The following is a 24,520-nucleotide window of genomic DNA, read 5'->3' as shown; positions in this document are numbered from 1 at the left end:
GCGCGTGACATGAGCCGAGGCTAGGTCACGGCCGCAAAGGGAGAACGACATGCGCCTCGCAACATTGAATGACGGAACCCGTGACGGGCGGCTGGTGCTGGTATCGCCTGCGGGTGATCATTACGCGCCCGCTCCCGTGGCCACGCTTCAGGAGCTGATGGAGCAGTGGGATGCACTGACGCCGCAGCTGGCAGCGATTGCGGAGTTTCCTGAGGCGCTGGCTAGCGCGACGCTGCTCGCCCCTCTGCCGCGCGCGTGGCAGTGGCTCGATGGCTCTGCCTTCCAGAGCCATGGCGACCTGATGGACGCGATTATCGGCATCACCAAGCCCAAGACCGACGTGCCGCTGATGTACCAGGGCATGTCCGACACCTTCATGGCCAGCGGCACCGATGCGCGGTTTCCGTCCGAGGACCTCGGCATCGATTTCGAGGGTGAGTTCGGCGTGATCGTCGACGCCGTGCCGATGGGCACCACTGCGGCCGAGGCGCTGCGGCACATCCGACTTGTCGTGCAGATCAACGACTGGTCACTCCGCACGCTCGCCGGACCCGAAATGAAAACCGGATTTGGCTGGGTCGGGGCAAAGCCTGCCTGTGCGATGGCGCCTTATGCAGTGACGCCCGACGAGCTTGGTGATGCGTGGAAGGACGGGCGCGTCTGTCTTGACCTGCTGGTCGACTGGAACGGCAAGCGCTTTGGCGCGGCGAATGGCCATGCGATGGGCTACGGCTTCCACGAACTCGTCGCCCATGCCGCGCGCACGCGTGATCTGGTGGCGGGAACGGTGATCGGTTCGGGCACCGTCTCTAACGCAAACTTCCGCGAGATCGGCTCCTCCTGCATTGCCGAGCGGCGCGGGATCGAGGTGTTGGATGAGGGTGAGCCGAAGACTGCCTTCATGGCCTTTGGCGATACGGTGCGCATGGAAGCCGTCGATGCCGCAGGACGAGCGCCGTTCGGCGTCCTGCACCAAAGGGTCGTGAAAGCCTGACAGCGCCACTCTTGCCCTCGCTCCGATAATTGTTATAGCGCATAGCGAAATCGGAGGATGCCATGGCCGTTGAATCGAGTCTGTCCCACGCTGCGCTTGACCGTTTCCTGCGCCCGAAGTCCGTTGCGATCATCGGGGCCTCGGACAAGCCGGGCGCGCTGGGCGCGACGATCCTGACCAATCTCGATCGCAATGGTTATGCCGGCGCAATCTACCCCGTGAATCCCAAGCGCGAAGAGATCATGGGCAAGCGCTGCTACCCCTCGGTCGAAGCCTTGCCCGAGGGCGTAGACGTGGCGGTGCTGGCAATCCCGCGCGTGGGCGTGCTGGGCGCGGTCAAGTCACTGGCAGCGCGCAAGTGCGGCGGCGTGGTGATCTTCTCGGCCGGTTTTGCCGAAGGCGGCGAGGAAGGCCTTGCCGAACAGCGCGAGATCGCCCGGATCGCGGGCGAGGCGGGCATGGTCGTCGAAGGGCCCAACTGCCTCGGCCTCGTCAACTACGTAGACCGCATTCCGCTGACCTTCGTAGAAACCAATGCCGTGCCGCCTGCAGGCAAGCGCGCCATCGGCATCGTTTCGCAGTCGGGCGCGATGGCTGCGGTGCTGGGCACCATGCTGCTCGCGCGTGATTGCGGCGTGTCCTACTCGGTCTCGACCGGCAACGAGGCGGCAAGCGGTGTCGAGGACTATGTCGATTGGCTGGTCGACCAGAACGACACCCATGCTATCGCGATGATTGTCGAGCAGTTCCGCAAGCCGCAAGCATTTCTGGCGGCGGCGCGGCGGGCCAAGGCGGCGGGCAAGCCGGTGGTGCTGCTCCACCCCGGCAAGTCGAGCGCGGCGCGTGAGTCTGCGGCGACCCATACCGGCGCGATGGCGGGCGATTATAAGCTGATGCGCGCAATGGTGGCGCGTGCCGGCGTAATCTTTGCCGAGACGCTGGAAGAGCTGGGCGACATCGCCGAGATTGCCGCACGCTGTCCGGTCCTGCCTTCGGGCAAGACGGCGGTGCTGGGCGAATCGGGCGCGTTCAAGGCGCTGACGCTCGATCTGGCGGAAGAGCTCGATCTGCCGCTGGCCGATCTGCACGACGAGGATTCGCCGCTGCTGCGCGCGGCGCTGCCGCCCTTCGTGCCGGTATCGAACCCGCTGGACATCACCGCGCAAGGTTTGTCGGAACCTGCTATCTACACGCGCTGCATCGAGGCGTTGCTGGACGATGATCGCGTGGGCACCGTGTTCGCGGGGATCATTCAGGCCGAGCCGATCACCTGCGCGATCAAGTTCCCCGCGATTCTTGCCGCCGTCGAGGGCAAGAAACTGACCAAGCCGGTGATCTTCGCTGGGCTCGATGAAGGGGCCGAAGTTCCGGCCGAGCGCATAACTGCATTGCGTGCGGCAGGCATCCCCTGGTTCCCGACGACCGAGCGGGCGCTGCGAGCGGTGACGCGCCTGACGCACTGGGCGGCGCAGGATCTTTCGGTCAATGATCTGCCCGCAACCCCGCTCGCGGGCCTCGCCGATGTCCATGGCGTGATCCCGGAATACAAGTCGAAGGAACTGCTCGGCCCCATCGGCGTGTCGTTCCCCAAAGGCGGTTTCGCTGCGAGCGCCGATGCTGCGGTCGCGGCGGCGCAGGCAGTGGGCTATCCGGTGGCGATGAAGGCACAGGCCGCGGCGCTCGGTCACAAGAGCGATGCAGGCGGCGTGATCCTCAACCTTGCCGACGATGCCGCGGTGCGCGAGGCCTGGGACCGCATCCACGCCAATGTTGCGGCTTATTCGGCGTCGATCCGCCTCGATGGCGTGCTGATCGAAGGCATGGGCAAGCGCGGCATGGAAATGATCGTCGGCGCGAAGAACGATCCCGAATGGGGACCGGTGGTGCTGGCGGGCTTCGGCGGCGTGACGGCGGAAATCCTGCAGGACGTGCGCTTGCTGACCGCCGATCTCACGCAAGAGGCGGTCGAGGCCGAACTGATGAAGCTCAAGAGCGCGGCGCTGCTGAGCGGCTATCGCGGATCACCAGCGCTCGACGTGCCAGCGCTCGCTGCGCTGATCGTCAAGGTCGGGCAGGTGCTGCGCGCGGAGCCGTCGATCCGCGAGATCGATCTCAATCCGGTGATCCTGCACCCCAAGGGCGAGGGCGTGGTTGCGCTCGATGCGCTGATGCTGGTTGAGTGAGGCAGTTTGCAGGCTGAAGTCGGGAAGGGCGGTCCGGTTGGGCCGCCTTTTTCCGTTTCAGACACCTGCCCAGTTGAGACCGTTCGGCAATTTGGCGGCAGCATAATCGATTTGCAGGACCCGACGGCGGCTCGGGACGGCAGCGGCTTCGGAAGCATGCAGAATTGGTGTCGAGTACAGCCAGACATCACCTGCGTCGGCGATGCAGGCGACTGTGCCACATCGCTTTACTGTCTCGGCGACGTCGCACTCAGCTATCCGACCCATGCGGTGTGAGCCGGGCGCAATGAGGAGTGGCGCATTGCTTGCGGGAACATCGTCCAGATGGATACGCATCGTCACCATGCTTTCAAGCAGCTTGATGGGCGGGGAGACGTGCTGGATGCCCTGCTTGATCGTCCACGGCCCGTATCCTGGCGTCTCGATCCTTTGATCAACGCAGATCGTGCGGTCCTGATGCCAACCGAGGGACCAGTTTGTATTCGATGACTTGTCGAAGAGAATCGCGCGGACTGGCATGGCTTGGGGGCCGATGGCTCGCTGTGCCGTTTGCCCGATCTGGCTCTGCGCTCCGATCAGCTCAGGGAGCGCTGCAATTTCACGCAGGCGAATACCGGGATGGTCGTTCGGTATGCGTTTCAATGCCTCTTCAATGCTGGTCATTACGGCGCAGGCATGACCCGGCAGCCGAACTGCTCCCGTCAATGAAAAATGGTCAAGATCGAACACCACCGAATCAATGCCCCGGAAAATCCATCAGGGCTTCGACAGTGAGTCCTGCATCGCGCAGGCGGGCTGCGCCGTGGAGGCCGGGGAGGTCTATCACGAAGAGGGCGTGGGTGACGCTGGCGCTTGCCATCCGCAAAAGTTCTGCGGCGGCGAGCGCGGTGCCGCCGGTGGCGATCAGGTCGTCGATGATGACCACGCGCTGTCCTTGCGGGATCGCGGTGGGGTCGATCTCCAGCCGGTCGCGGCCGTATTCGAGCGCGTAGTCGATGCCGATGGTGTTGACCGGGAGCTTGCCCGGTTTGCGCACCGGGATGAAGCCGACGCCCATCCGTGCCGCCACGGCAGCACCGAAAATGAAGCCGCGTGCTTCCATCCCTGCAATCGCTTCGGCCCCTGCGGCACGGGCCCTGTCGGCAAGGTGATCGACGCAGGCACTCAGTCCTTTGCCGTGCGAGATCAATGTGGTGACGTCGCGGAACAGGATGCCGGGGGCAGGGAAGTCCGGGACGGTGCGGACGAGGGCTTTGATTTCTTCGGGTGTCATCGCTGCGCGATGCTATCGCCGGATACGAAAAAGGCCACCGTTTCCGGTGGCCTTTGTTAGTTCCGCCTTGGCGAAGAACTCGGTGCCTGAAACTCAGTGCTTGTCAGCCCAGACGTTCTTCTTGGCGAGGTAAGCGAGGACCGTGGCGAACAGCAGGAAGCCGAGCACTGCCCAACCGGTCTGCTTGCGCTTGTCCATCTTGGGTTCGGCCGTCCAGATCAGGAAGGCCGAGACGTCAGTCGCCATCTGGTCGACAGTCGCCTTGGTGCCGTCCGCGTAGGTGACCTGTCCGTCGCCCGAGAGCGGAGCCGGCATCGCGAGATTGAGGTTCGCGAAGTACGGGTTGTAGTACAGGCCGTCAGGCGTCTTGGCATCCGGGAACTTCTTGAGAAGTTCGGCGGGCTGTTCCTGATATCCGGTCAGCAGCGAGTGCACGTAGGCGCCACCGTCGTGACGGGCCTTGGTGATCAGCGAAAGATCTGGCGGCACGCCCTGACCTGCGTAGTACACGACAGGGAAGTAGTCCGACGGGATGTTGTCACGCTCGCCGCGCTCACCGCTCTTCGGATCGAAGGTCGGCTGCTTGGCGCCCCATTCCTTGGCGATCGCCTTCACTTCAGCTTCCGAGTAGCCGAGGGCAGCGAGGTCACGGAACGCGACATGCTTGAGCGAGTGGCAGGTCGAGCAGACTTCCTTGTAAACCTGGAAGCCGCGCTGGAGCTGCTGCTTGTCAAACTTGCCGAAAGCACCGTCGGAAGCGAACTTCACTTCCTTGGGGTGGAGATGGAACTCGTGCTCTGCCGTTGCGGCAGCGGGTTCCTTGATCGCGGTGTAGGCGCCGTTGCCGAACGACCAGAGCAGCGCGACCGCGAAGAAGAGGCCGACCAGGGGGCCAAAAAGACGGACCATAGGGTTCTCTTTCTCTAACGCTTCGGCTGGCTCAGGCAGCAGCGGGGTTGGCGTTGAGCACGGCGCTCTCATCCTTGCCGAGCACGGCTTCGGTGATCGAGAACGGAAGCGGTTCCGGCTTCTCGATCGACGAAACGAGCGGGAGGATGACGAGGAAGTGCAGGAAGTAGTACATCGAGGCGATCTGCGAGATCATCACGAAGGGTTCCGCAGCAGGCGCGCCGCCGCAGTAGCCGAGCACGGCCACGTCGATCAGCAGGAGCCAGAAGAACTTGCGGAACAGCGGACGGTAGTGGCCCGAACGCACCGGCGAGGTATCCAGCCAGGGCAGGAAGAACCACACCAGGATCGCCGAGAACATCGCAAGGACGCCCATCAGCTTTGCCGGGATGAAGAAGAAGTCCGACGTGAAGGCGCGCAGGATCGCGTAGAACGGCCAGAAGTACCATTCCGGAACGATGTGTGCAGGCGTCGAAAGCGGGTTCGCCGGGATGTAGTTGTCCGGGTGACCCAGCATGTTCGGCGCAAAGAACAGCACTGCGCAATAGATCAGCAGGAAGATGCCGAGTCCGAAACCGTCCTTCGCCGTGTAGTACGGGTGGAACGGAACGGTGTCGCTTTCCGTCTTCACTTCCACGCCGGTCGGGTTCGACGAGCCGGGGATGTGCAGCGCCCAGATGTGCAGGATGATGACACCGGCAATCACGAAGGGCAGCAGGAAGTGGAGCGAGAAGAAGCGGTTCAGCGCGGCGTTGTCAGGCGCATAGCCGCCCAGCAGCCATACCTGCAGCGGTTCGCCGACGACCGGGATCGCGCCGAACAGGCCGGTGATGACCTTGGCACCCCAGAACGACATCTGGCCCCAGGGCAGCACATAGCCCATGAACGCAGTTGCCATCATCAGCAGGAAGATGACCACGCCGAGCAGCCAGATCATCTCGCGCGGGGCCTTGTACGATGAGTAGAAGAAGCCGCGGAAGATGTGGAGATAGACGACGACGAAGAACGCCGAGGCGCCGTTGGCGTGCGCATAGCGCAGCATCCAGCCCCAGTTCACGTCGCGCATGATGTGCTCGACGCTGTCAAAGGCAACGCCTGCGTTGGCGGCGTAGTGCATCGCGAGGATGACGCCGGTCACGATCTGAAGCACGAGGCAGAAGCCGGCGAGAACGCCGAAGTTCCACATGTAGTTCAGGTTGCGCGGAACCGGGTAGCCGGCGCCGACTGCGTTGTAGACGAAGCGGGGCAGCGGCAGCTTTTCGTCAAGCCACTGCGTCAGGCCGTTGGCCGGCTTGTATTCGTTTGCCCAGGGAAAGCTCATGTTTCCTGTCCTCAGCCGATCTTCACGACAGTGTCGGAAGTGAATGCGTACTCGGGCACCTCGAGGTTCTTCGGTGCCGGGCCCTTGCGGATGCGCGCCGCGGTGTCATAGGACGAACCGTGGCACGGGCAGAAGTAGCCGCCAAATTCGCCCTTCACTTCGCCTTCGCCGGCGCCAAGAGGCACGCAGCCGAGGTGGGTGCAGACACCCATCGTGATGAGCCAGTTGGTCTTGCCTTCCTTGGTGCGCTCTTCCAGCGACTGCGGATCGCGCAGCGAGGCAACGTCAACCTTTTCGGCAGCGGAGATTTCTTCCGGCGTCAGGTTGCGGATGAAGACCGGCTGCTTGCGGAACACCGCCTTGATCGCCTGACCCGGCTGGATTGCCGAGATGTCGATTTCGGTGGAGCTCTGCGCCAGAACGTCTGCCGACGGTGCCATCTGACTCACCAGCGGGACCAGCACGGCAGCGCCGCCAACCCCCGCAAAACTCACCGCCGCGATATTGATGAAATCGCGCCGGCGCACGCCTTCTTCGGCCGGTGCCGAAGTGTCGATGCTTGCCTGTTCAGCCATTGAAATTCCCTGCCTGCTGCCGCCGCGCACGCGGATCGCGCACGGTCCAACTTGCCCCTTTGGAGCGGCTCTGGAAATTGCCCATGGGGCTAACCACATGGACACCGGAACCGCACGGGAACCGGGCACGCGCAAATGCACGGCCCCGGCCCCCACTTGGCGCGCCTGATAGACGCAAAGCCACGGCTTTGCCAACAGGCATTTTGGTGCGTGAATCAGCCCTTGTTTTGCCCGGTGGTACCCCAAGTGTTTCGGGCGTTTTCAGGCGTGTGTTGTTGCATTGCGACGATCAGGCCGGTGATGCGAATCCGGCACCGTCGGGCCAGCGCGGCCCGGCGAATCCCATGACCTTGAACAGCACGCCCATCTGGCCCTCGCCGGTCAGCCGCTCGCGCGCGGCGTGGATGGCCTCGGCGTGGTCGGGCGCATAGGCGGCCAGTGCATCGGCGCGGGCCTCGATGCCGAGCGCGCGCAACCAGCGGCCCTGCTCGACCGTGCCGAGCCAGCGCACCCCGCGCGACAGCGCGATGGGCGCGAGCGCCGAGAAATCGACGTGCGCGGTCAGGTCCGCTTCACCGGGCGCGGCAAAGACATCGACCTTGCGATGCTCGCGCACTGCCTGCAGCGACGAGCCGAAGCGGGGCAAGGCATGTCCATAGTCTATGAACAGCGCCGCCCCCTCCTGCGCCGCCAATCGCCCGGCAACTTCGTACATCACCGCAGCGCAAGCGGGCGAGGTCTCGACGATGGTGCCTTCGGGTGCATTGCGGCGGTCTGCAGGAACGGCCGCTTCCATTGGCGCACTCCCCGCCACCGGAATCAGGCGGCCGTCGGCAAGGCCGACCATGCGCTCGCGCCAGCCTTCGGCCATGCGCACGAGCTGGCGCACCGGCAGGGCGTCGAGAAATTCGTTGGCAACGATCAGCAGCGGGCCGTCGGTGGGTAGCGTCGAAAGGTCGGCATGCCAGATCGCGTCGCGGTGCAGTTCAAGCTGCAGAGCCTTCAGCGCGGTGCTGGTCTCGACGAAGTGGACGCGCGGGCTCAGGCCATAGCGCCGCGCCGCACCCAGCGCATCGCGGGCAAGCGTGCCGCGGCCGGGGCCGAGTTCGACGTAGTGGATCGGCTCCGGTCGCCCCGCGCGGATCCACATGTCGGCGAGCCACAGCCCGATCAGTTCGCCGAACATCTGGCTGATCTCGGGTGCGGTTATGAAGTCGCCCGCCGTGCCGAAGGGATCGCGGCTGGAATAGTAGCGCGCGTTGGATTCGGCCATGTAGTGGGCCATGCTGATCGGCCCGGTGTTGGCGATCAGCCGGGTAAAAGTTTCGAGCAGCGAAAGGTTCACGCCGGAACGGCTCCGCCTGCAGCCAGCGGCTTGCGCAGGAGTCCGCGCAGCAGGAAGAACAGCCCCACCGCCATCATCGGAATGGTCAGCCACTGGCCCATCGACAGGCCGGTCTGCAGCGCGAAGTCCTGCAGCTGCGCGTCGGGCTCGCGGAAGAACTCGACGGTGAAGCGTGAGAGCGCATAGCCGAGCGTGAAGGTGCCGACGAGCAGGCCTGTGCGCCAGCGCGCCTTGGTCTTCCAGAACAGAAAAAGCAGAACCACCATGAGCACGAGCCCTTCGAGCCCGGCTTCGTAGAGCTGGCTCGGATGGCGCGCGACCAGCCCGCCGCCAGGGAAGACCATCGCCCAGGGCACGTCCGGCCCGGCCTCACGCCCCCAGAGTTCTCCGTTGGCGAAGTTGGCCAGCCGTCCGAACAGCAGGCCGAAGGGTACGCAGACCGAAATGTAGTCACACACCCGGACAAAGCTCAACTGTCCACGCCACGAGACCCAGGCGATGGCGAGCACCGTACCGATCAATCCGCCGTGGAAGCTCATCCCGCCTTCCCACAGCTTCAGAAGGTTGGCGGGGTTCGTCAGCAGTTCGGGGGCATAGAAGATCGCGTAGCCAAGGCGCCCACCGAGGATGATGCCAAGCGTGGCATAGAAGAACAGGTCATCCGCATGGCGCTGGGCCATGGGCGATCCGGGCTGCCTGATCATTTTCGACAGATGCCAGTAACCCAGCACGATGCCGGCGAGATAGGCCAGCGAATACCACTTGAGCGCGAAGAAGCCGAGGTCGAGTGCGATCGGCCCTATACCCAGATCCTCCCAGCGAATCGGCGCATGCCCAGCTGCTGCGGAGGCCGACGCTACGGCAAGCGCGGTTGTTGTTGACACTAGTGACAGCAAGGAACGAACTCCCTAGAACTTCGTGAACGGACCCGTTTTCGTGCTGTCAAACGCGCCCAATAGGCTAACGTATTGGCACAGGGAAAAGGTTGCAGGCAAACCCGAAAAAGGCGCGAAACAAGACGGCGTCAGGGTGAGGAGACGAAAGGGTATCATGAAGACCGAGCTGGACCTTGCCATGGACGGCGCCTTTGGCGCGCTTACTGCCGATGGGGCGATGTTCCACACGGTTCCGATAGAGCGGTTCGGGCAGCAATTGCCGATGATCGCCGCCGCACCCCCGCATCTGCCCGCCTACTTCGCCTATTTCTGCGCCACGCAGGGCGAGAAGACCTTCATCGTCGATGGCGAGACGCGGCTGAGCTTTGCCGATGTCTACAAGGCTGCGCGCCATGTCGCAGGCGGCCTGGTCGAAGGGCTGAAGCTGCAGAAGGGCGAACGCGTCGGCATTGCCGCGCGCAATTCGGCCAACTGGGTCATCGCTTACATGGGCGTGCTGATGGCCGGGGGGTGCGCCACGCTGCTCAACGGCTGGTGGCAGGGCGAGGAACTGGCCCACGGCATCGATCTGGTGAAGTGCCGCTTCGTGATCGCCGATGCAGGCCGTGCCGCACGGCTCCAAGGCCATGCCCATGGCGCACAGATTCTGCTGATGGGCCACGATTGTCCTTATGAGGAAGGCCTTGCCACACTCCTGGCCAACGGCGGCGGGATGGAGACGATCCTGCCAGAGCTTACCGGCGATGATCTTGCCACGGTCCTGTTCACCTCCGGTTCGACCGGCTCGGCCAAGGGCGCCTATTCGGATCATCGCGGCGTGGTGCAGGGGACGATGAACTACGTCGTCCAGTCGGTTGCCATGCTCTCGATCCTGACTGCGCGTGGTGAGGGGCCGGCGGAAGGGTCGCAGCCGGTCACGCTGGTCAACGTTCCGCTGTTCCATGTGACGGGCGAGGTTCCGGTGTTCCTCCAGTCCTTCGCATTGGGGCGCAAGCTGGTGCTGATGCCGAAGTGGGACGCTGTCGAGGCGATGAAGCTGATCGAGCGCGAGAAGGTCACCTACTTTGTCGGCGTGCCACTGATGAGCTTCGAGATCGCGACCCATCCCGATCGCGACAGGTATGACCTGTCTACCTGCGTCTCGTTCGCGGCAGGCGGTGCGCCGCGTCCGGTCGAGCATGTCGACCGCATCCGCAAGGCGCTGCCTCATGCCTATCCGCTGCTGGGCTATGGCCTGACCGAGACCAACGGCGTCGGGTGTGGCAATCTGAACGAGAACTACCTCGCCAAGCCCGGAAGCACCGGCACTGCATCGCGTCCGCTGGTCGACTTGGCCATCCTCGATGATGACGGCAAGCCTGTGCCGCAGGGTCAGATCGGCGAAGTGTCGATCCGCTCGATCTGCAATTTCCTCGGCTACTGGGACAACGAGAAAGCCACGCGCGAGGCGATCACCCCCGATGGCTATTTCCGCACCGGCGATCTCGGCTATCTCGACCCCGAGGGTTACCTGTTCATCGTCGACCGCAAGAAGGACATCATCATCCGTGGCGGCGAGAACATCTCGTGCATCGAGGTGGAAAGCGCGATCTACGCCCATCCCTGCATCGCCGAGGCGAGCGTGTTCGGCCTGCCCGACGAGAAGCTCGGCGAAGTGCCCGCCGCGGTCTATCTGGCCAAGGAAGACTGCTCGGCGACCGAGGAGGAACTGCGCGAGTTCCTGAAACAGCACATCGCGCCGTTCAAGATCCCGGTGCGCTTCTGGGAAGTCCACGAAGCCCTGCCGCGGCTTGGCACCGAAAAGGTCGACAAGCGCAGCTTGCGCGAAAGCTACACCAAGCTCTGGCTGAGTTCCTGATAGCCTTTGTTACTGGACGCTAGGACCTGAGGCGATAATGGTGGGAGCATGATGCTCCCCCGGATCGCCAACCAGCGTGCCATTATCGACCGCCGCCATCTGGCCGACGCGATTGCTGCGGCCTTTGCCGAGAAGGGCGAGAAATCGCGCGCCGTGGTGGTCGAACTACTGCGCGGTGCGCTCGAGGATGGCCGTGCCGAGATTGCGCGCCGGCTCGAGGCCAAGCCTTCTGCCGGAACCGAATGCGCGCAGGCGCAGGCTTTCCTCGTCGATCAGCTGGTACGGATCATCTATGATCACGTTGTCGGCCGCATCTATCGCGCCAGCAACCGCTCCATGGGTGAGCGTATCTCGCTGATCGCCGTGGGCGGCTATGGTCGCGGTGAGATGGCGCCGCATTCGGATGTCGACATCGCCTTCGTCACCCCGATCAAGCCGACTTCGTGGTGCGAGCAGGTGATCGAGGCGCTGCTCTATTACCTGTGGGACTTGGGGCTGAAGGTCGGCCATTCCAGCCGCTCGCTCGACGAAGTCGTGCGCATGGCCAAGAGCGACCTGACCATCCGCACCGCTCTGCTGGAAGGGCGCTATGTCTGGGGCGACCGTGACCTGTTCGACAGCGCCTCTGCCCGGTTCTGGGCCGAAGTCGTAAACGGCACCGAAAAGCAGTTCGTTGCCGAGAAGCTGGAGGAGCGCAACCAGCGCCACAAGCGACTGGGCGACAGTCGCTACGTGGTCGAACCCAATGTGAAGGAAGGCAAGGGCGGCCTGCGCGACCTGCACACGCTCTACTGGATCGGCAAGTACATCCACAAGGTGCGCGATGCTTCCGAACTGGTCGACGTGGGCCTGCTGACCGCCGAGGAATATCGCGCGTTCCGCCGGGCCGAGAACTTCTTCTGGGCGGTACGCTGCCACCTGCACACAATCACCAGGCGCGCGGAAGACCGGCTGACTTTCGACCTGCAGCGCGAGGTGGCGATGCGAATGAACTTCGCCGATCGTCCCGGCAAAAGCGCGGTCGAGCGGTTCATGCAGTACTTCTTCCTGCAGGCAAAGCAGGTGGGCTCGCTCACGGGCGTGTTCCTTGCCCAGCTTGATGGCCAGTTCGCCAAGGAGAAGCGCGGGTTCCTTGCAGCGCTGCGCAGCCGCAGGCGCAAGAAGGTCGGCCCGTTCGTGATCGAGGCTGGCAAGCTTGCCGCGCCTGCCGACACCACGTTTCAGGAAGAGCCCGTCCGCCTGCTCGAGCTGTTCTCCTGCGCGGCTGCAGAGGGGGTGGAAATCCATCCCGAAACCATGCGCATCGCCCGGCGCGATTCCAGCCTGATCGATGCCGCAATGCGTCGCGACCCGCGCGCCAATGCGCTGTTCATGGAGACCCTGACCAGCCGCAACGATCCCGAGACCGTGCTGCGCTGGATGAACGAGGCGGGCGTGTTTGGCCGGTTCGTGCCTGACTTCGGCCGCGTCATCGCGCAGATGCAGTTCGACATGTACCACCACTACACGGTGGACGAGCACACCATCCGCGCCATCGGCCTGCTCGCCCGGATCGAGAAGGGTGAGGTCAGGGAAGATCATCCTCTAGCCAGCGAAGTGGTCAGCAAGGTTGCCTCGCGCCGCGTGCTTTACGTTGCCACCCTGCTGCACGACATCGCCAAGGGTCGGCAGGGTGATCATTCCGTACTGGGCGCAGAAGTTGCGATGAAGCTATGCCCGCGTCTCGGCCTGTCCGCCGCCGAAACCGAGGCCGTGGCCTGGCTTGTGCGCTGGCACCTGCTGATGAGCGCCACCGCCTTCAAGCGCGACCTTGCCGACTACAAGACCATCGCTGACTTCGCGAACACGGTGCAGAGCCAGGAGCGCCTGCGCCTGCTGCTGATCCTGACAGTGGTCGACATTCGCGCGGTGGGGCCGGGCGTGTGGAATTCGTGGAAGCGGCAGTTGCTGGGTGATCTGTTCGTCTCGGCCGAGGAAATGCTGCGGCTGGGTCACAAGACCCATGGCCGTGCCGAGCGCATCGCGGCCAAGAAGAAGGCCGTCGCGATGATCCTAAAGGAGCGCGACGCACTGATCGGCACTGTCGGCAAGCAGCTTGGCGATGCCTACTGGATTGCAGAGCCCGAGGACATCATCGCGCTCAACCTGCAGCAGATGGACACCGCGCTGGGCGAGCCGCTTTCGGTGGAAGCGCACTGGTACCCGGCGCGCGGGGCAACGCTGGTGACCGTGCTGGCAGCGGACCATCCCGGCCTGTTCTACCGCATCGCTGGCGGCATCCACCTTGCCGGGGGCAACATCATCGACGCCCGCATCCACACCGCGCGCAACGGCACGGCGGTCGACAATTTCCTCGTGCAGGACCCGCTCGGCCGCCCGCTCAACGAGGCGAGCCAGATCGCGCGGCTCAAGAACGCGATTGCCGATGCCCTGGCCAACCGCGTCAAGATGGTGCCGCAGCTTGCTGCGCGCCCGCTTGCCCGTCCGCGCGCCGATGCCTTCGACGTGCGCCCCATCGTGATCTTCGACAACAAGGCGTCCAACCGCTACACCGTGATCGAAGTGGGCGCGCGCGATCGTCCGGCGTTGCTCAGCCAGCTTGCGCGGGCCTTGTTCGAGGCTCGGCTGGTGGTCCATTCGGCGCATATCGCCACTTATGGCGAGCGCGCGGTCGACACCTTCTACATCACCGACGTTCTGGGCGAGAAGATCGACAGCGAAAGCCGCATGAATGCCGTCGAAAAGAAGCTGCTCGAGGCGGCCGAGGACCGCAAGGTCAAGGCCGCTGCGTGAGGGGGCGACACTGGCAACCGGCCACTGGCATCCCTATCTCGTGACGGATGAGTGAAGCCGAGTATCTTTCCGGACGCCTGCTCCTCGCCATGCCGGGCATGGGTGACGAGCGTTTTGACCATGCCGTGGTAGCGATGTGCGTGCACGACGAGCAAGGTGCGCTCGGCATAGGCATCGGTCACGTGCGCGATGGCATCACCCTGCACGGGCTGCTCGAGGACATCGGCATTGACCCCGGCGTCGCACCCGACGTTCCGGTGCTGAACGGCGGCCCTGTGGAAACCGCGCGCGGCTTCGTGCTCCATTCGAACGACTGGAGCGGCGAGGGCAGCGTCACGGTCAATCCGCTGTGCGAGCTGTCCGCATCGATGGATGTGCTGCGCGCGATTGCCGAGGGGCGCGGGCCAAGCCGCTATCTCGTCGCGCTCGGCTATGCGGGCTGGGGTGCAGGCCAGTTGGAGGGCGAGATGCGCCGCCATGGCTGGTACGCTGCGAAGGGGCGGAGCGAAATCCTGTTCAACACGCCCACCGGCCGTCGCTGGCTCCAGACCTGGAAGGGCGAGGGGATCGACCCCTCGCACCTCGTCGCGCAAACCGGCAGCGCTTGAGCAATCAGGCTTCCGCCGCCTCGCTGTTGAGCTGGATGTAGTTGGCCAGCCCCATCCGCTCGATCATGTCGAACTGCTTTTCGATCACGTCGACATGCTCTTCCTCGCTCTCGAGGATTTTTGCGAAAAGGTCGCGGCTGACGAAATCGCGCACGCTCTCGCAATGGGCGATGGCGTCCTTCAGCAGGGGCAGCGCGTCCATTTCCAGTGCGAGGTCGGCCTTGAGGATTTCCTCCACCGATTCGCCGACGCGCAACCGGCCGAGCGCCTGGAAGTTGGGCAGGCCATCGAGGAACAGGATGCGGTCCGCCAGCATGTCGGCGTGCTTCATCTCGTCGATCGATTCGTGGCGCTCGTACTCGGCGAGCTTCTTGACGCCCCAGTTGGCGAGCAGGCGGTAGTGCAGCCAGTACTGGTTGATCGCGGTCAGCTCGTTGAGCAGGGCCTTGTTGAGAAATTCGATGACCTTGGCGTCGCCCTTCATGGCGCTGGCTCCATTACGATTGATGGCGCCATGTTACGCCGGGCAGAAGTGCCAACAAAGCGCGAACGACTCGCACCGGAGGCGCAACACTTTGCAATGATGGGTGAAGCTTCAGGCCAGCGCGCAGGAGCGTTCGTCGGCGATAACGTCTTCGGCATCGTCGAGGCACTGGCGGCACTGCGGTTTGAAGCCCATGCGACCATAGATTTCCTCGGCATTGCCGGCGTGGCAGCGGGCCGTGGCGCGGATGTCCTTTTCGCGGATGGCATTGCAGATGCAGATGAACATTGCGTCCCGTCTCCTTGGCAGAAGCTTCCTGCCAATGACTCGCATTAATAATGAGAGTGGATCGCAATAGCAAGTGGCCTCATGCACCTTCGCGCCGTTGCAAAGCTTTCCTCCTCGCACTATCTGTCGTCCTACATCGAGAGTTGGGGTGACGCTCCAACGCCAACCTGCCGATCCGGGCAAGGTGGTACCTGATCCAGCAATGGAGATGGGATGTGGCCGATCCGGCAATCAAACGGACACGGACACCGCTGCAGCGTCTTCCCTCTCAGGTTGAAGAAAGACGCGAAGACCGTGCCGATCAGGATTGCCGACAATCTCCCCGCCCGCAGGACGCTCGAAGCCGAGGGCGTCATCGTGATGAGCGAGACCGAGGCCGCGCGCCAGGACATCCGCCCCATGCGGATCGCCCTGCTCAACCTGATGCCCGACAAGATCACCACCGAAACCCAGATCGCCCGCCTGCTCGGCGCAACGCCGCTGCAGGTCGAACTCGAACTGGTGCGCATTTCGGACCACGTCAGCAAGAACACCTCTGCGGGCCACATCTCCTCGTTCTACCGCCCGTGGGAGGAAGTTCGCGCCGAGAAGTATGACGGCCTGATCGTCACCGGTGCGCCGGTCGAGACGATCCCGTTCGACGAGGTCGGCTACTGGGACGAGTTGCGCCGCATCTTCGATTGGTCGCAGACCAATGCTCACCGCACGCTTTCGATCTGCTGGGGTGCGATGGCAGCACTGCACCACTTCCATGGCGTCGAGAAGCACGGCTTGCCCACCAAGGCCTCGGGCGTGTTCCGCCACGTCAACCACGCACCGGCCAGCCCATGGATGCGCGGGCTTCCCGATGTGTTCGACGTGCCCGTTTCCCGCTGGAGCGAAGTGCGGCGCGAGGACCTGCCAGAGGGCCGCGGCCTGACCGTGCTGGCCGACAGCGCCGAGACCGGGCTGTGCCTGATCGACGATCCCGCCACGCGCACGCTGCACATGTTCAACCACCTCGAATACGACACATTGACCCTCGCTGGCGAATACGCCCGGGATGAGGGCAACTACCTTCCCCGTCACTACTTCCCCGGCGATGATCCGCAGGCCATGCCCGCCAACACCTGGCGCGGCCACGGCCACCTGCTCTACGGAAACTGGATCAACGAGACGTATCAGAGCACGCCTTATGATCTGGCCGACATCGGCAAGGGCTAACTGCTTGCCTTTCGCGGCGCTTGCCGCTAACGGCCCCACCTTCAACCGACACGGATTCGATGATCGGCCTGGCCACAAGGGCTGCCAAGGCAGATCGGACGCGTCGAACTCAGGAGACGAAAATGCCCAAGATGAAGACGAAGAGCGGCGTGAAGAAGCGCTTCAAGCTCACCGCCACCGGCAAGGTGAAGCACGGCGTTGCCGGCAAGCGCCACCGCCTGATCAGCCACAACGCCAAGTACATCCGCCAGAACCGCGGCACTGACGTGATCTCCGATGCAGATGCAAAGGTGATCAAGAAGTGGGCGCCCTACGGGCTGAACTGAGGAGCGCTGAACTATGAGCCGTATCAAGCGTGGTGTAACCACCAAAGCCAAGCACAAGCGGATTCTGGATCAGGCGAAGGGCTATCGCGGCCGTCGCAAGAACACCATCCGCGTCGCCCGTCAGGCCGTCGAAAAGGCTGGCCAGTACGCCTATCGCGACCGCAAGGTTAAGAAGCGGTCCTTCCGCGCCCTGTGGATCCAGCGCATCAACGCTGCTGTCCGCGCCGAAGGCCTGACCTACTCGCAGTTCATCCACGGCACCAAGCTTGCCGGTATCGAACTCGACCGCAAGACCATGGCCGATCTGGCGATGAACGAAGGTGCGATCTTCACCGCCGTCATCGCTCAGGCGAAGGCTGCGCTTCCCGCCGCCTGACCGGCGCGAGAAGGCAAACATGACAAAAAGGGCGGTTCCTTCGGGAGCCGCCCTTTTTCGTTGCGATTCGCGCAAGTGCGAGGCAGGGTGCGGGTGAACAACGCATAACTAAAGTAAAACAGGGGCGCACACAGCTTGACCGGGGACTGCACAGTCCGGGTTCGATTCCATCGGCCGCCAGAGCCGTTGCAGCGCTATTTCACGACCTTTTACCTGACCGAAATCGAAGTGGCAGGCGGCGGCCGCGTGACCGACCACCTCCATCCCGAATGGGCCAACATCCGCGTCTATCAGGGTGACTTTCCCGATTCGCAACTGCCCGGCCAGCCACCGTTCAAGGGCGTGCAGGCCAATGCCACCGGCCCGACCAGCATCGCGCTTGAATTCACCACCGGCACCACGCGCATCTGGGGCATCGGGCTCCTGCCACTGGGCTGGGCACGCTTCGTGCGGCAACCGGCAAACCTCCATGCCGACCGCATCTACGATGTCGCCCGCGAGCCGTTTCTCGCGCCATTCCGGGCGCTGGCACGCGACGTGTTCGGCCCTGTCCGTGACGAGCAGACCGAACTTGCTCACATCACCCGCTTTTTCGAGCGGGCGCTGGCGCACGACCCGCAGCCCGATGATCCCCGCATCGCTGCTTGCCACGCCGCGCTGATCAATCCTGACGTGGGCACCGTGTGCGAGATGGCCGAGGCTGCGCACCTCCCTTCCCACACGCTCGAAAGGCAGTGCCGAAAGCACTTTGGCTTTCCGCCGCGCCTGCTGCTGCGCCGCCAACGCTTCATGCGCAGCCTCGTCCAATACATGCTGGATCCGACGCTCAGGTGGATCGGCGCGATCGACAGCCATTATCACGACCAGGCGCAGTTCGTCCGCGACTTCCACCGCTTCATGGGGATGAGCCCCAGCGAGTATGCCCATTGCCCCAAGCCGATCCTGCAGGAAGTGATGCGGGCGAGGCAGGAGTTTGTCGGCGCCGCGGTACAGGCACTGCACGCGCCTATGCCGACCTTCACGCCAGCACCCTGACCCAAGGATAGCGCGCGGCGCGCGATGTCCCCACTTTGCTTCTGGCGCATTTGCGGCTAGCGGCTTCGCCCATGGAAAACCTCGATCAACAGCAGGCCGAAACGCTCTCGGCCATTGCGGAAGCCAGCACGCCGGATGCCGTGGAGGCGATCCGCGTCTCCGCGCTCGGCAAGCAGGGCTGGGTCAGCGCCCTGCTCAAGTCGCTGGGCGGGATGACCCCGGAACAGCGCCAGAGCGAAGGCCCCAAGATCCACGCCGCGCGTGAATCGGTCACTCTCGCGCTGACAGAGCGCAAGGGCGCGCTGGAAAGCGCAGCGCTCGAAGCGCGCCTTGCCGCCGAGACGGTCGACCTTTCACTGCCTGCGCCACAACTGCCCAAGGGCTCGGTTCACCCGGTCAGCCAAGTGATGGACGAGCTGGCCGAGATTTTCGCTGACATGGGCTTTGCCGTGGCCAGCGGTCCCGAGATCGAGGACGACTGGCACAACTTCACCGCGCTCAACATGCCCGAAACCCATCCGGCGCGCGCGATGCACGATACCTTCTACTTCCCCGACAAGGATGCAGAAGGCCGAGACATGCTGCTGCGCACGCATACCTCGCCGGTGCAGATCCGCTCGATGATTTCGCAGGGCGCGCCCTTGCGGATCATCGCGCCGGGCCGCGTCTATCGCTCTGACTCGGACGCGACGCACACGCCGATGTTCCACCAGATCGAAGGTCTGGTGATCGACAAGGGCATCCACCTCGGCCACCTCAAGTGGACGCTGGAGACCTTCCTCAAGGCCTTCTTCGAGCGTGACGACATCGTCCTGCGCCTGCGCCCCAGCTACTTCCCCTTCACCGAGCCATCGGTGGAAGTCGACGTCGGCTACACCCTTATCAACGGCAAGCGCGTCGTCGGCGGCAGCGGCGATGCCGAGAACGGCGGCTGGATGGAAGTGCTGGGCTCCGGCATGGTCAACCGCAAGGTCATCGAATTCGGCGGTCTCGATCCCGATGAATGGCAGGGCTTTGCCTTCGGCACCGGCGTCGATCGCCTCGCCATGCTGAAGTACGGCATGGATGACCTGCGCGCCTTCTTTGATGGCGATGTGCGGTGGCTTGGCCACTACGGCTTCGGCGCGCTGGACGTGCCGACCCTTTCCGGCGGTGTTGGAGTACGTTCGTGAAGTTCTCGCTCTCGTGGTTGAAGTCGGTCCTCGATACCAAGGCCGACGCCCGCACCATCGCCGAAAAGCTGACCTCGCTGGGCCTGGAGATCGAAGGCGTCGAAGATGCCTCGGCCGCGCTCAAGAGCTTCCGCGTCGCCCGCGTGTTGACGGCGGAAAAGCACCCACAGGCAGACAAGCTGCAGGTGCTTTCGGTCGATCTGGGGGACGGTTCGCCGCTTCAGGTCGTCTGTGGCGCGCCCAATGCGCGTGCGGGGCTGGTCGGCGTGCTCGGCCTTCCCGGCGCCGTGGTTCCGGCCAATGGCATGGAACTGCGCAAATCGGCGATCCGTGGCGTCGAATCCAACGGCATGATGTGCTCGACGCGCGAGCTTGGCCTTGGCGAAGAGCATGACGGCATCATCGAACTGCCCGATGATGCGCCGCTGGGCACGACTTTCGCCGATTACCTCGGCTCCGATCCGGTGTTCGACGTGGCGATCACGCCCAACCGGCCAGACTGCATGGGCGTTCACGGCATCGCCCGCGATCTGGCGGCAGCGGGCCTTGGCGTGCTCAAGCCGATCGACGCCGCGCCGGTCGCTGGCAGCTTCCCCTGCCCGGTCGAAGTGCGCACCGACGATCCGGAAGGTTGTCCCGCCTTCTACGGCCGCGTCATCCGGGCTGTGAAGAATGGCCCCAGTCCCAAGTGGCTGCAGGACTACCTCAAGAGCGCGGGCCAGCGCCCGATCTCGGCGCTGGTAGACATCACCAACTACGTGATGCTGGGCTATGGCCGCCCGGCCCACGCCTATGACATGGCCAAGCTTTCAGGTGCCGTGGTTGCCCGCAAGGCGCGTGAGGGCGAGACCTGTCTGGCGCTCAACGGCAAGGAATATGCGCTGCAGCCGTGGATGACGGTGATTGCCGATGATGCCGGCGTGCACGACATCGCCGGGATCATGGGCGGCGAGCATTCGGGCTGTTCGGACGAGACGACCGACGTCCTGCTTGAAGTTGCTTACTTCGATCCCGCTTCGATTGCCCGCACGGGCCAGGCGCTCTCGCTGACCTCGGATGCGCGCGGGCGGTTCGAGCGCGGCGTCGATCCGGCGTTCCTCGATACCGGGCTGGACCTGCTGACCAAGCTGATCCTCGAGATCTGCGGGGGCGAGGCGAGCGAAGTGATCCGCGCAGGGCAACCGCCGCTGGCGCGCAAGACTGTCGCCTATGATCCGGCGCTGGCCGGAAGCCTCGGCGGCATCGACGTCGGCAACGGTGAACAGAAGCGCATTCTGACCGCGCTCGGCTTCGACGTGGCCGACGACTGGACCGTGACCGTGCCGACCTGGCGCCCTGACGTGGACGGCGCGCCCGACATCGTCGAGGAAGTGATCCGCGTTCATGGCCTCGACGCCGTGCCCTCTACTCCGCTGCCGCGCGCAGATGGCGTGGCCAAGCCGACAGCAACTGCGGTGCAGTCGCTTGAGCGCCGTGTGCGCCGTGCCGCGGCTTCGCGGGGTTTGCACGAAGCGGTGACGTGGTCGTTCCTGCCCGAGAAGGAGGCCGCGCACTTTGCCGATGGCGAAGCGCTGTGGAGCCTTGCCAACCCGATTTCCGAAGATCTCAAGGTCATGCGGCCATCGCTGCTGCCGGGCCTGCTCTCTGCGGCGCAGCGCAATCTCCACCGTGGGGCTACATCGGTGCGCGTGTTCGAGATCGGTCGCCGCTACCTGCGTGGCGAGGGCGGCGCGAGCGACGAGAAGCTGAGCCTTGCGGTTGTTCTTGCAGGCGAATCCGTCTCGCGCGGCTGGGCGACCGGAAAGGCCAAGCCCTTCGACGCCTTTGACGCCAAGGCCGAGGCGCTGGCTTTGCTCGCCGAAGCTGGCGCGCCGGTCGATAACCTGTTGGTCATGGGTGAGGCTGGCGCCCAGTTCCACCCCGGCCAGTCCGCCACGCTCCGCCTCGGGCCCAAGCAGGTGCTGGCACGCTTCGGCATGTTGCATCCGGCGACTGCCAAGGCCTTCGACCTCGATGGTCCGGTGGCCGTGGTCGAGCTGTTCCTTGACCGCATCCCGCCGCGCAAGGGGCCGGGCCAGTTCGCCCGCGCGCACTTCGCGCCGCCCGCGCTGCAGGCCGTCACCCGCGACTTCGCGTTCCTTGTCGGTGCTGCGGTTCCGGCGGGCGATCTGCTCCGTGCCGTCAGGGGTGCGGACAAGCAGGCGATTGTTTCGGCTCGGGTTTTTGACGACTTCCGGGGGCAGGGCGTGCCCGAAGGCCAGAAGAGCCTCGCCATCGAAGTCACGCTTCAGCCGCTCGAGAAGTCGTTCGACGAGGCAACGCTCAAGGCGATTTCTGACAAGGTGGTGGCTGCTGCTGCCAAGCTTGGCGGTGTTCTGCGCGGATGACCGACGATCTCGTCACCATCGGCAGCGAGGGGCTGACCGCCCGGATCAATCCTTTGGGCGCAGAGCTTTGGTCGCTGACCGATGCGACGGGAGCTGAGTACATGACGGATGCGGACCCGGCCTTCTGGTCGGGTCACGCGCCGTTCCTGTTCCCGATCGTCGGCGCGCTTTCGGGCGATACGCTACGGCTGGACGGGCGCGAGTTTTCCATGCCGAAACATGGCTTTGCGCGCCGAAGCGCCTTTGCGCCGGTCCATGTCGAGGCGGCCGAGGCACGCTTCCGTCTGACAGACTCCCCGGCGACGCGAGCGGTTTATCCGTTCGGCTTCGTGCTGGAGGTTGCCTACCGGATCGCGGCGATGACGCTGCACACCGAAGTCAGCATCCAAAATCCCAACAATGAACCGCTGCCCTTCAGCTTCGGCTTTCATCCGGCCTTCGCCTGGCCGCTTCCGGGCGGTTTTCCCAAGCAAGATCATAAGCTTGTCTTCGAAAAGGCCGAAAGTCCAACTCTACGGCAACTCACCCCCAACTCTGGCGAACTCTCCCCTAACTCTCGCCCGAGTCCGGCCAACTCACGCGAGTTATTGCTGAACGAAGAGCTGTTCCGGAATGACGCGCTGATCTGGGACGTGTTCGAGAGCAAATCGCTCACTTATGGTGTCGATGGCGGCACCTGCCTCGACCTCCATTTCCCCGACACAACGTCGATGGGCGTCTGGCAGGTCCCCGGCGCGCGCTACATCTGCATCGAGCCGTGGCAGGGTTACGCCGACCCTGAAGGCTTCACCGGCGATTTCCGCGAAAAGCCCGGCGTGGTCCTGCTTGATCCCGGCGCTACCCGCACCTTCCGCATGGACGTTACCGTCCGTCCCGCCTAGCCGCTGGCGCGAGTGCGGATTTCCGTCAGCACGGCGCGGTGATCCGGCAGCATGCCCAGCGCGCGGGCATGAGCAGACGTGATATTCTGCTTGAGCCCCGCCCAGTTGCGGGCATCTACTTCGCGCATCGGTTGCAGTTCACGACCGCGATAGAAGCCCTTGCCAAACAGCGCGGCGATATAGGTGTTCTCGTCGAAGTAGTTGGTGCTGGCGAAATCCGCGCGCACCGGCAGGGTATGGCGCCAGATGGACAGGTTCTGTTCAAGCCTGTCAGACACCTTCATCTCGTGCCGCTGCGCGCGCCAGTAGGACGTGTCTTCGCGGCGCGATAGGCGGTAGTGCAGCGCGATATAGTCTGCCACCTCGTCGTAAAGGTCGGTGACGCGGCTGTTGTACCGGTCTCGCAAGGCAGGTTCCCAGTCGCTGTCGGGGAAATAGTGGAGGAGCCACTTCACCGATGTCTCGACGGTAAAAATTGCCGATGCTTCAAGCGGTTCGACGAAGCCTGCAGCAAGGCCGAGCGCGATGCAGTTGCCTTCCCAGCTGTGCTGGGTGCGACCGACCCGCATGGGGATCACCCTCATGTCATCAACCCTGGCCCCGCTTCCAAGGTAGCCGGCAAACTCGTTTGCCGCCGCTTCGTCGGAGCAGTGCTTGCTGGAATAGATGAAGCCGTTGCCGGTGCGATGGTAGAGCGGAACGCGGAAGGCCCAGCCGTGCGGTAGCGCAGTGGCCCGGGTGGCAGGCTCTAGCGGCTCATCGGGATTGGCGTGGGCGAGCTGGGTTACGACCGCTCGGTCATTGAGCAGAATGTGGCTGTAGTCCACCAATGGCACGCCCATTACCTTATGGTGCAGGACACTGCTGAAACCGCTGGCGTCGATGACAAGCTCGACTGGAACCTCGCGCGCACCCTCAAGGGTAATGGTGCTGATATGGCCCCGCTCGTCGCGCGTTGCGCCGATGACGTCGGCTCCAGTACGTCGGACTCCGCGCGCTTCAGCATGTTTGCGCAGGAAGGGTGCGAAGGCCGCGGCGTTGGTGTGATAGGCATAGCGCAGGACGTGCTCGAACGGCTTCTGACCGCGCATCTTTGGTGATTTGCGCAGTTCGATAGCTTCGCGGCAGGGCGATACGACGCGTGCGTAGTCCGGACCATCGCCATATGCGCCCCCGGTCAGCTCGTAGCGCTCGAATTCCCAGCCTGCAGTCATGAAACCCACGAAAGGATTGACCCAGCTGAGCGGTCGACCGTCGTCGGCCGCGTCCCAGCCGACGAAATAGCCCGCGACCTTGAAGGTGGCGTCCGTATCGCGGATGAAGTCGTCTTCGGGGATGCCGAGCTGTTCGAGCGTGGTGGCCATCGAAGGTGAAAGCGATTCGCCGACGCCGATGATCGGGATGCGTTCGGATTCAATCAGATGAATATCGAGCTCACCCCGCCGGACAGCCCCCTGCAGCCGGGTGACCAGGAAAAGCGCCGCCAGCCAGCCGGTAGTGCCGCCGCCAACGATAGTGATGTTGCGAATTGGTTGACCCATGGCGATAGCGAAGCGGAACCGCCCCCATCGTGTCAAGCAGGTGGACGAAAGTGCGTGTGGGCGCTAACCGCG

At 64.1% G+C, this 24,520-nt stretch carries 22 protein-coding genes and 1 riboswitch; of the genes, 12 read left to right on the top strand and 10 right to left on the bottom strand.

The window, feature by feature from the left end:
• The first annotated feature begins 49 nt into the window (after positions 1-49).
• Together IQ25_RS17220 and IQ25_RS17215 are read left to right on the top strand one after the other, a co-directional pair.
• Positions 50-994, top strand: coding sequence for a fumarylacetoacetate hydrolase family protein (locus IQ25_RS17220; RefSeq protein WP_144907501.1), 945 nt, complete (start codon positions 50-52; stop codon positions 992-994).
• A 62-nt stretch (positions 995-1,056) separates the two neighbouring features.
• Positions 1,057-3,177 carry an acetate--CoA ligase family protein gene (locus IQ25_RS17215; RefSeq protein ID WP_144907500.1) on the top strand — a complete coding sequence of 707 codons (2,121 nt, stop codon included), beginning with the start codon at positions 1,057-1,059 and terminating at the stop codon, positions 3,175-3,177.
• Positions 3,178-3,234: 57 nt separating this feature from the next.
• Here the strand turns inward: IQ25_RS17215 and IQ25_RS17210 are convergent, their stop codons facing one another.
• From IQ25_RS17210 to lgt, 7 genes are all read right to left on the bottom strand, one after another.
• Entirely contained in the window at positions 3,235-3,906 is a 672-nt protein-coding gene (locus tag IQ25_RS17210; protein ID WP_258537060.1) for a phytanoyl-CoA dioxygenase family protein, read from the bottom strand.
• A 7-nt stretch (positions 3,907-3,913) separates the two neighbouring features.
• The gene (locus IQ25_RS17205; protein WP_144907499.1) at positions 3,914-4,450 is read right to left on the bottom strand and encodes an adenine phosphoribosyltransferase; all 537 of its coding nucleotides are present in this window, start codon (positions 4,448-4,450) and stop codon (positions 3,914-3,916) included.
• 93 nt (positions 4,451-4,543) lie between these two features.
• Positions 4,544-5,359: a cytochrome c1 gene (locus IQ25_RS17200; protein ID WP_144907498.1), complete on the bottom strand. Its 816-nt coding sequence runs from the start codon at positions 5,357-5,359 to the stop codon at positions 4,544-4,546.
• Positions 5,360-5,390: 31 nt separating this feature from the next.
• On the bottom strand, positions 5,391-6,680 hold the full coding sequence (locus tag IQ25_RS17195; RefSeq protein ID WP_144907497.1) for a cytochrome b: 1,290 nt from the start codon (positions 6,678-6,680) through the stop codon (positions 5,391-5,393).
• A gap of 11 nt (positions 6,681-6,691) precedes the next feature.
• Positions 6,692-7,255, bottom strand: a complete 564-nt coding sequence (gene petA, locus IQ25_RS17190; RefSeq protein WP_144907496.1) for a ubiquinol-cytochrome c reductase iron-sulfur subunit — start codon at positions 7,253-7,255, stop codon at positions 6,692-6,694.
• 289 nt (positions 7,256-7,544) lie between these two features.
• Positions 7,545-8,540 carry a class I SAM-dependent methyltransferase gene (locus IQ25_RS17185; protein ID WP_181447269.1) on the bottom strand — a complete coding sequence of 332 codons (996 nt, stop codon included), beginning with the start codon at positions 8,538-8,540 and terminating at the stop codon, positions 7,545-7,547.
• Positions 8,541-8,596: 56 nt separating this feature from the next.
• Positions 8,597-9,496: a prolipoprotein diacylglyceryl transferase gene (lgt, locus tag IQ25_RS17180; protein ID WP_144907494.1), complete on the bottom strand. Its 900-nt coding sequence runs from the start codon at positions 9,494-9,496 to the stop codon at positions 8,597-8,599.
• Positions 9,497-9,650: 154 nt separating this feature from the next.
• Here lgt and IQ25_RS17175 point away from each other — a divergent pair, with 154 nt between their 5' ends.
• The 3 genes from IQ25_RS17175 to IQ25_RS17165 are packed head-to-tail and all read left to right on the top strand — an operon-like array spanning position 9,651 to position 14,755.
• Complete coding sequence (locus IQ25_RS17175; protein ID WP_144907493.1) at positions 9,651-11,354, top strand: class I adenylate-forming enzyme family protein; 1,704 nt, start codon at positions 9,651-9,653, stop codon at positions 11,352-11,354.
• A gap of 48 nt (positions 11,355-11,402) precedes the next feature.
• Positions 11,403-14,147: a [protein-PII] uridylyltransferase gene (locus tag IQ25_RS17170; protein WP_144907492.1), complete on the top strand. Its 2,745-nt coding sequence runs from the start codon at positions 11,403-11,405 to the stop codon at positions 14,145-14,147.
• A 47-nt stretch (positions 14,148-14,194) separates the two neighbouring features.
• The gene (locus IQ25_RS17165; RefSeq protein WP_144907491.1) at positions 14,195-14,755 is read left to right on the top strand and encodes a YqgE/AlgH family protein; all 561 of its coding nucleotides are present in this window, start codon (positions 14,195-14,197) and stop codon (positions 14,753-14,755) included.
• Between the two features lie 4 nt (positions 14,756-14,759).
• On the opposite strand, the gene bfr is transcribed toward IQ25_RS17165, so the two are convergent.
• Both bfr and IQ25_RS17155 read right to left on the bottom strand, forming a co-directional pair.
• Positions 14,760-15,239: a bacterioferritin gene (bfr, locus tag IQ25_RS17160; protein WP_144907490.1), complete on the bottom strand. Its 480-nt coding sequence runs from the start codon at positions 15,237-15,239 to the stop codon at positions 14,760-14,762.
• 111 nt (positions 15,240-15,350) lie between these two features.
• Positions 15,351-15,527 carry a (2Fe-2S)-binding protein gene (locus IQ25_RS17155; RefSeq protein WP_144907489.1) on the bottom strand — a complete coding sequence of 59 codons (177 nt, stop codon included), beginning with the start codon at positions 15,525-15,527 and terminating at the stop codon, positions 15,351-15,353.
• Between the two features lie 128 nt (positions 15,528-15,655).
• Positions 15,656-15,772, top strand: a riboswitch (SAM-I-IV-variant riboswitch).
• Between the two features lie 49 nt (positions 15,773-15,821).
• On the opposite strand from IQ25_RS17155, the gene IQ25_RS17150 reads away from it, so the two are divergent.
• The 7 genes from IQ25_RS17150 (at position 15,822) to IQ25_RS17120 (ending at position 22,907) form a co-directional block, all read left to right on the top strand.
• A complete protein-coding gene (locus IQ25_RS17150; protein WP_144907488.1) occupies positions 15,822-16,730 on the top strand; it encodes a homoserine O-succinyltransferase in 909 nt (302 codons plus the stop codon).
• 122 nt (positions 16,731-16,852) lie between these two features.
• The gene (rpmI, locus tag IQ25_RS17145; protein WP_039333769.1) at positions 16,853-17,056 is read left to right on the top strand and encodes a 50S ribosomal protein L35; all 204 of its coding nucleotides are present in this window, start codon (positions 16,853-16,855) and stop codon (positions 17,054-17,056) included.
• Between the two features lie 13 nt (positions 17,057-17,069).
• On the top strand, positions 17,070-17,432 hold the full coding sequence (gene rplT, locus IQ25_RS17140; RefSeq protein WP_039333676.1) for a 50S ribosomal protein L20: 363 nt from the start codon (positions 17,070-17,072) through the stop codon (positions 17,430-17,432).
• 186 nt (positions 17,433-17,618) lie between these two features.
• On the top strand, positions 17,619-18,467 hold the full coding sequence (locus tag IQ25_RS17135) for an AraC family transcriptional regulator (RefSeq protein WP_144907487.1): 849 nt from the start codon (positions 17,619-17,621) through the stop codon (positions 18,465-18,467).
• Between the two features lie 71 nt (positions 18,468-18,538).
• Positions 18,539-19,639, top strand: a complete 1,101-nt coding sequence (gene pheS / locus IQ25_RS17130) for a phenylalanine--tRNA ligase subunit alpha (RefSeq protein ID WP_144907486.1) — start codon at positions 18,539-18,541, stop codon at positions 19,637-19,639.
• On the top strand, positions 19,636-22,026 hold the full coding sequence (pheT, locus tag IQ25_RS17125) for a phenylalanine--tRNA ligase subunit beta (protein ID WP_144907485.1): 2,391 nt from the start codon (positions 19,636-19,638) through the stop codon (positions 22,024-22,026). The genes pheS and pheT overlap by 4 nt, the downstream gene beginning before the upstream one ends.
• Positions 22,023-22,907: an aldose 1-epimerase family protein gene (locus tag IQ25_RS17120; RefSeq protein ID WP_144907484.1), complete on the top strand. Its 885-nt coding sequence runs from the start codon at positions 22,023-22,025 to the stop codon at positions 22,905-22,907. The genes pheT and IQ25_RS17120 overlap by 4 nt, the downstream gene beginning before the upstream one ends.
• Here IQ25_RS17120 and IQ25_RS17115 read toward each other — a convergent pair.
• Positions 22,904-24,448: a tryptophan halogenase family protein gene (locus IQ25_RS17115; RefSeq protein ID WP_144907483.1), complete on the bottom strand. Its 1,545-nt coding sequence runs from the start codon at positions 24,446-24,448 to the stop codon at positions 22,904-22,906. The genes IQ25_RS17120 and IQ25_RS17115 overlap by 4 nt on opposite strands.
• Between the last annotated feature and the right edge of the window lie 72 nt (positions 24,449-24,520).

Source organism: Novosphingobium taihuense (assembly GCF_007830315.1).
In the GTDB taxonomy this organism is placed as follows: domain Bacteria; phylum Pseudomonadota; class Alphaproteobacteria; order Sphingomonadales; family Sphingomonadaceae; genus Novosphingobium; species Novosphingobium taihuense.
Note: the sequence above shows the minus strand (reverse complement) of the source record. Positions and strands in the feature narration are given on the sequence as shown.

Bases quoted from the DNA above. Each gene is read 5' to 3' on its own strand.
- IQ25_RS17220 (WP_144907501.1), top strand. From the start codon at position 50: ATGCGCCTCGCAACATTGAATGACGGAACCCGTGACGGGCGGCTGGTG.
- IQ25_RS17215 (WP_144907500.1), top strand. From the start codon at position 1,057: ATGGCCGTTGAATCGAGTCTGTCCCACGCTGCGCTTGACCGTTTCCTG.
- IQ25_RS17205 (WP_144907499.1), bottom strand. From the start codon at position 4,450: ATGACACCCGAAGAAATCAAAGCCCTCGTCCGCACCGTCCCGGACTTC.
- IQ25_RS17200 (WP_144907498.1), bottom strand. From the start codon at position 5,359: ATGGTCCGTCTTTTTGGCCCCCTGGTCGGCCTCTTCTTCGCGGTCGCG.
- IQ25_RS17195 (WP_144907497.1), bottom strand. From the start codon at position 6,680: ATGAGCTTTCCCTGGGCAAACGAATACAAGCCGGCCAACGGCCTGACG.
- petA (WP_144907496.1), bottom strand. From the start codon at position 7,255: ATGGCTGAACAGGCAAGCATCGACACTTCGGCACCGGCCGAAGAAGGC.
- IQ25_RS17185 (WP_181447269.1), bottom strand. From the start codon at position 8,540: ATGGCCCACTACATGGCCGAATCCAACGCGCGCTACTATTCCAGCCGC.
- IQ25_RS17175 (WP_144907493.1), top strand. From the start codon at position 9,651: ATGAAGACCGAGCTGGACCTTGCCATGGACGGCGCCTTTGGCGCGCTT.
- IQ25_RS17170 (WP_144907492.1), top strand. From the start codon at position 11,403: ATGATGCTCCCCCGGATCGCCAACCAGCGTGCCATTATCGACCGCCGC.
- IQ25_RS17165 (WP_144907491.1), top strand. From the start codon at position 14,195: ATGAGTGAAGCCGAGTATCTTTCCGGACGCCTGCTCCTCGCCATGCCG.
- bfr (WP_144907490.1), bottom strand. From the start codon at position 15,239: ATGAAGGGCGACGCCAAGGTCATCGAATTTCTCAACAAGGCCCTGCTC.
- IQ25_RS17155 (WP_144907489.1), bottom strand. From the start codon at position 15,527: ATGTTCATCTGCATCTGCAATGCCATCCGCGAAAAGGACATCCGCGCC.
- rpmI (WP_039333769.1), top strand. From the start codon at position 16,853: ATGCCCAAGATGAAGACGAAGAGCGGCGTGAAGAAGCGCTTCAAGCTC.
- rplT (WP_039333676.1), top strand. From the start codon at position 17,070: ATGAGCCGTATCAAGCGTGGTGTAACCACCAAAGCCAAGCACAAGCGG.
- pheS (WP_144907486.1), top strand. From the start codon at position 18,539: ATGGAAAACCTCGATCAACAGCAGGCCGAAACGCTCTCGGCCATTGCG.
- IQ25_RS17120 (WP_144907484.1), top strand. From the start codon at position 22,023: ATGACCGACGATCTCGTCACCATCGGCAGCGAGGGGCTGACCGCCCGG.
- IQ25_RS17115 (WP_144907483.1), bottom strand. From the start codon at position 24,448: ATGGGTCAACCAATTCGCAACATCACTATCGTTGGCGGCGGCACTACC.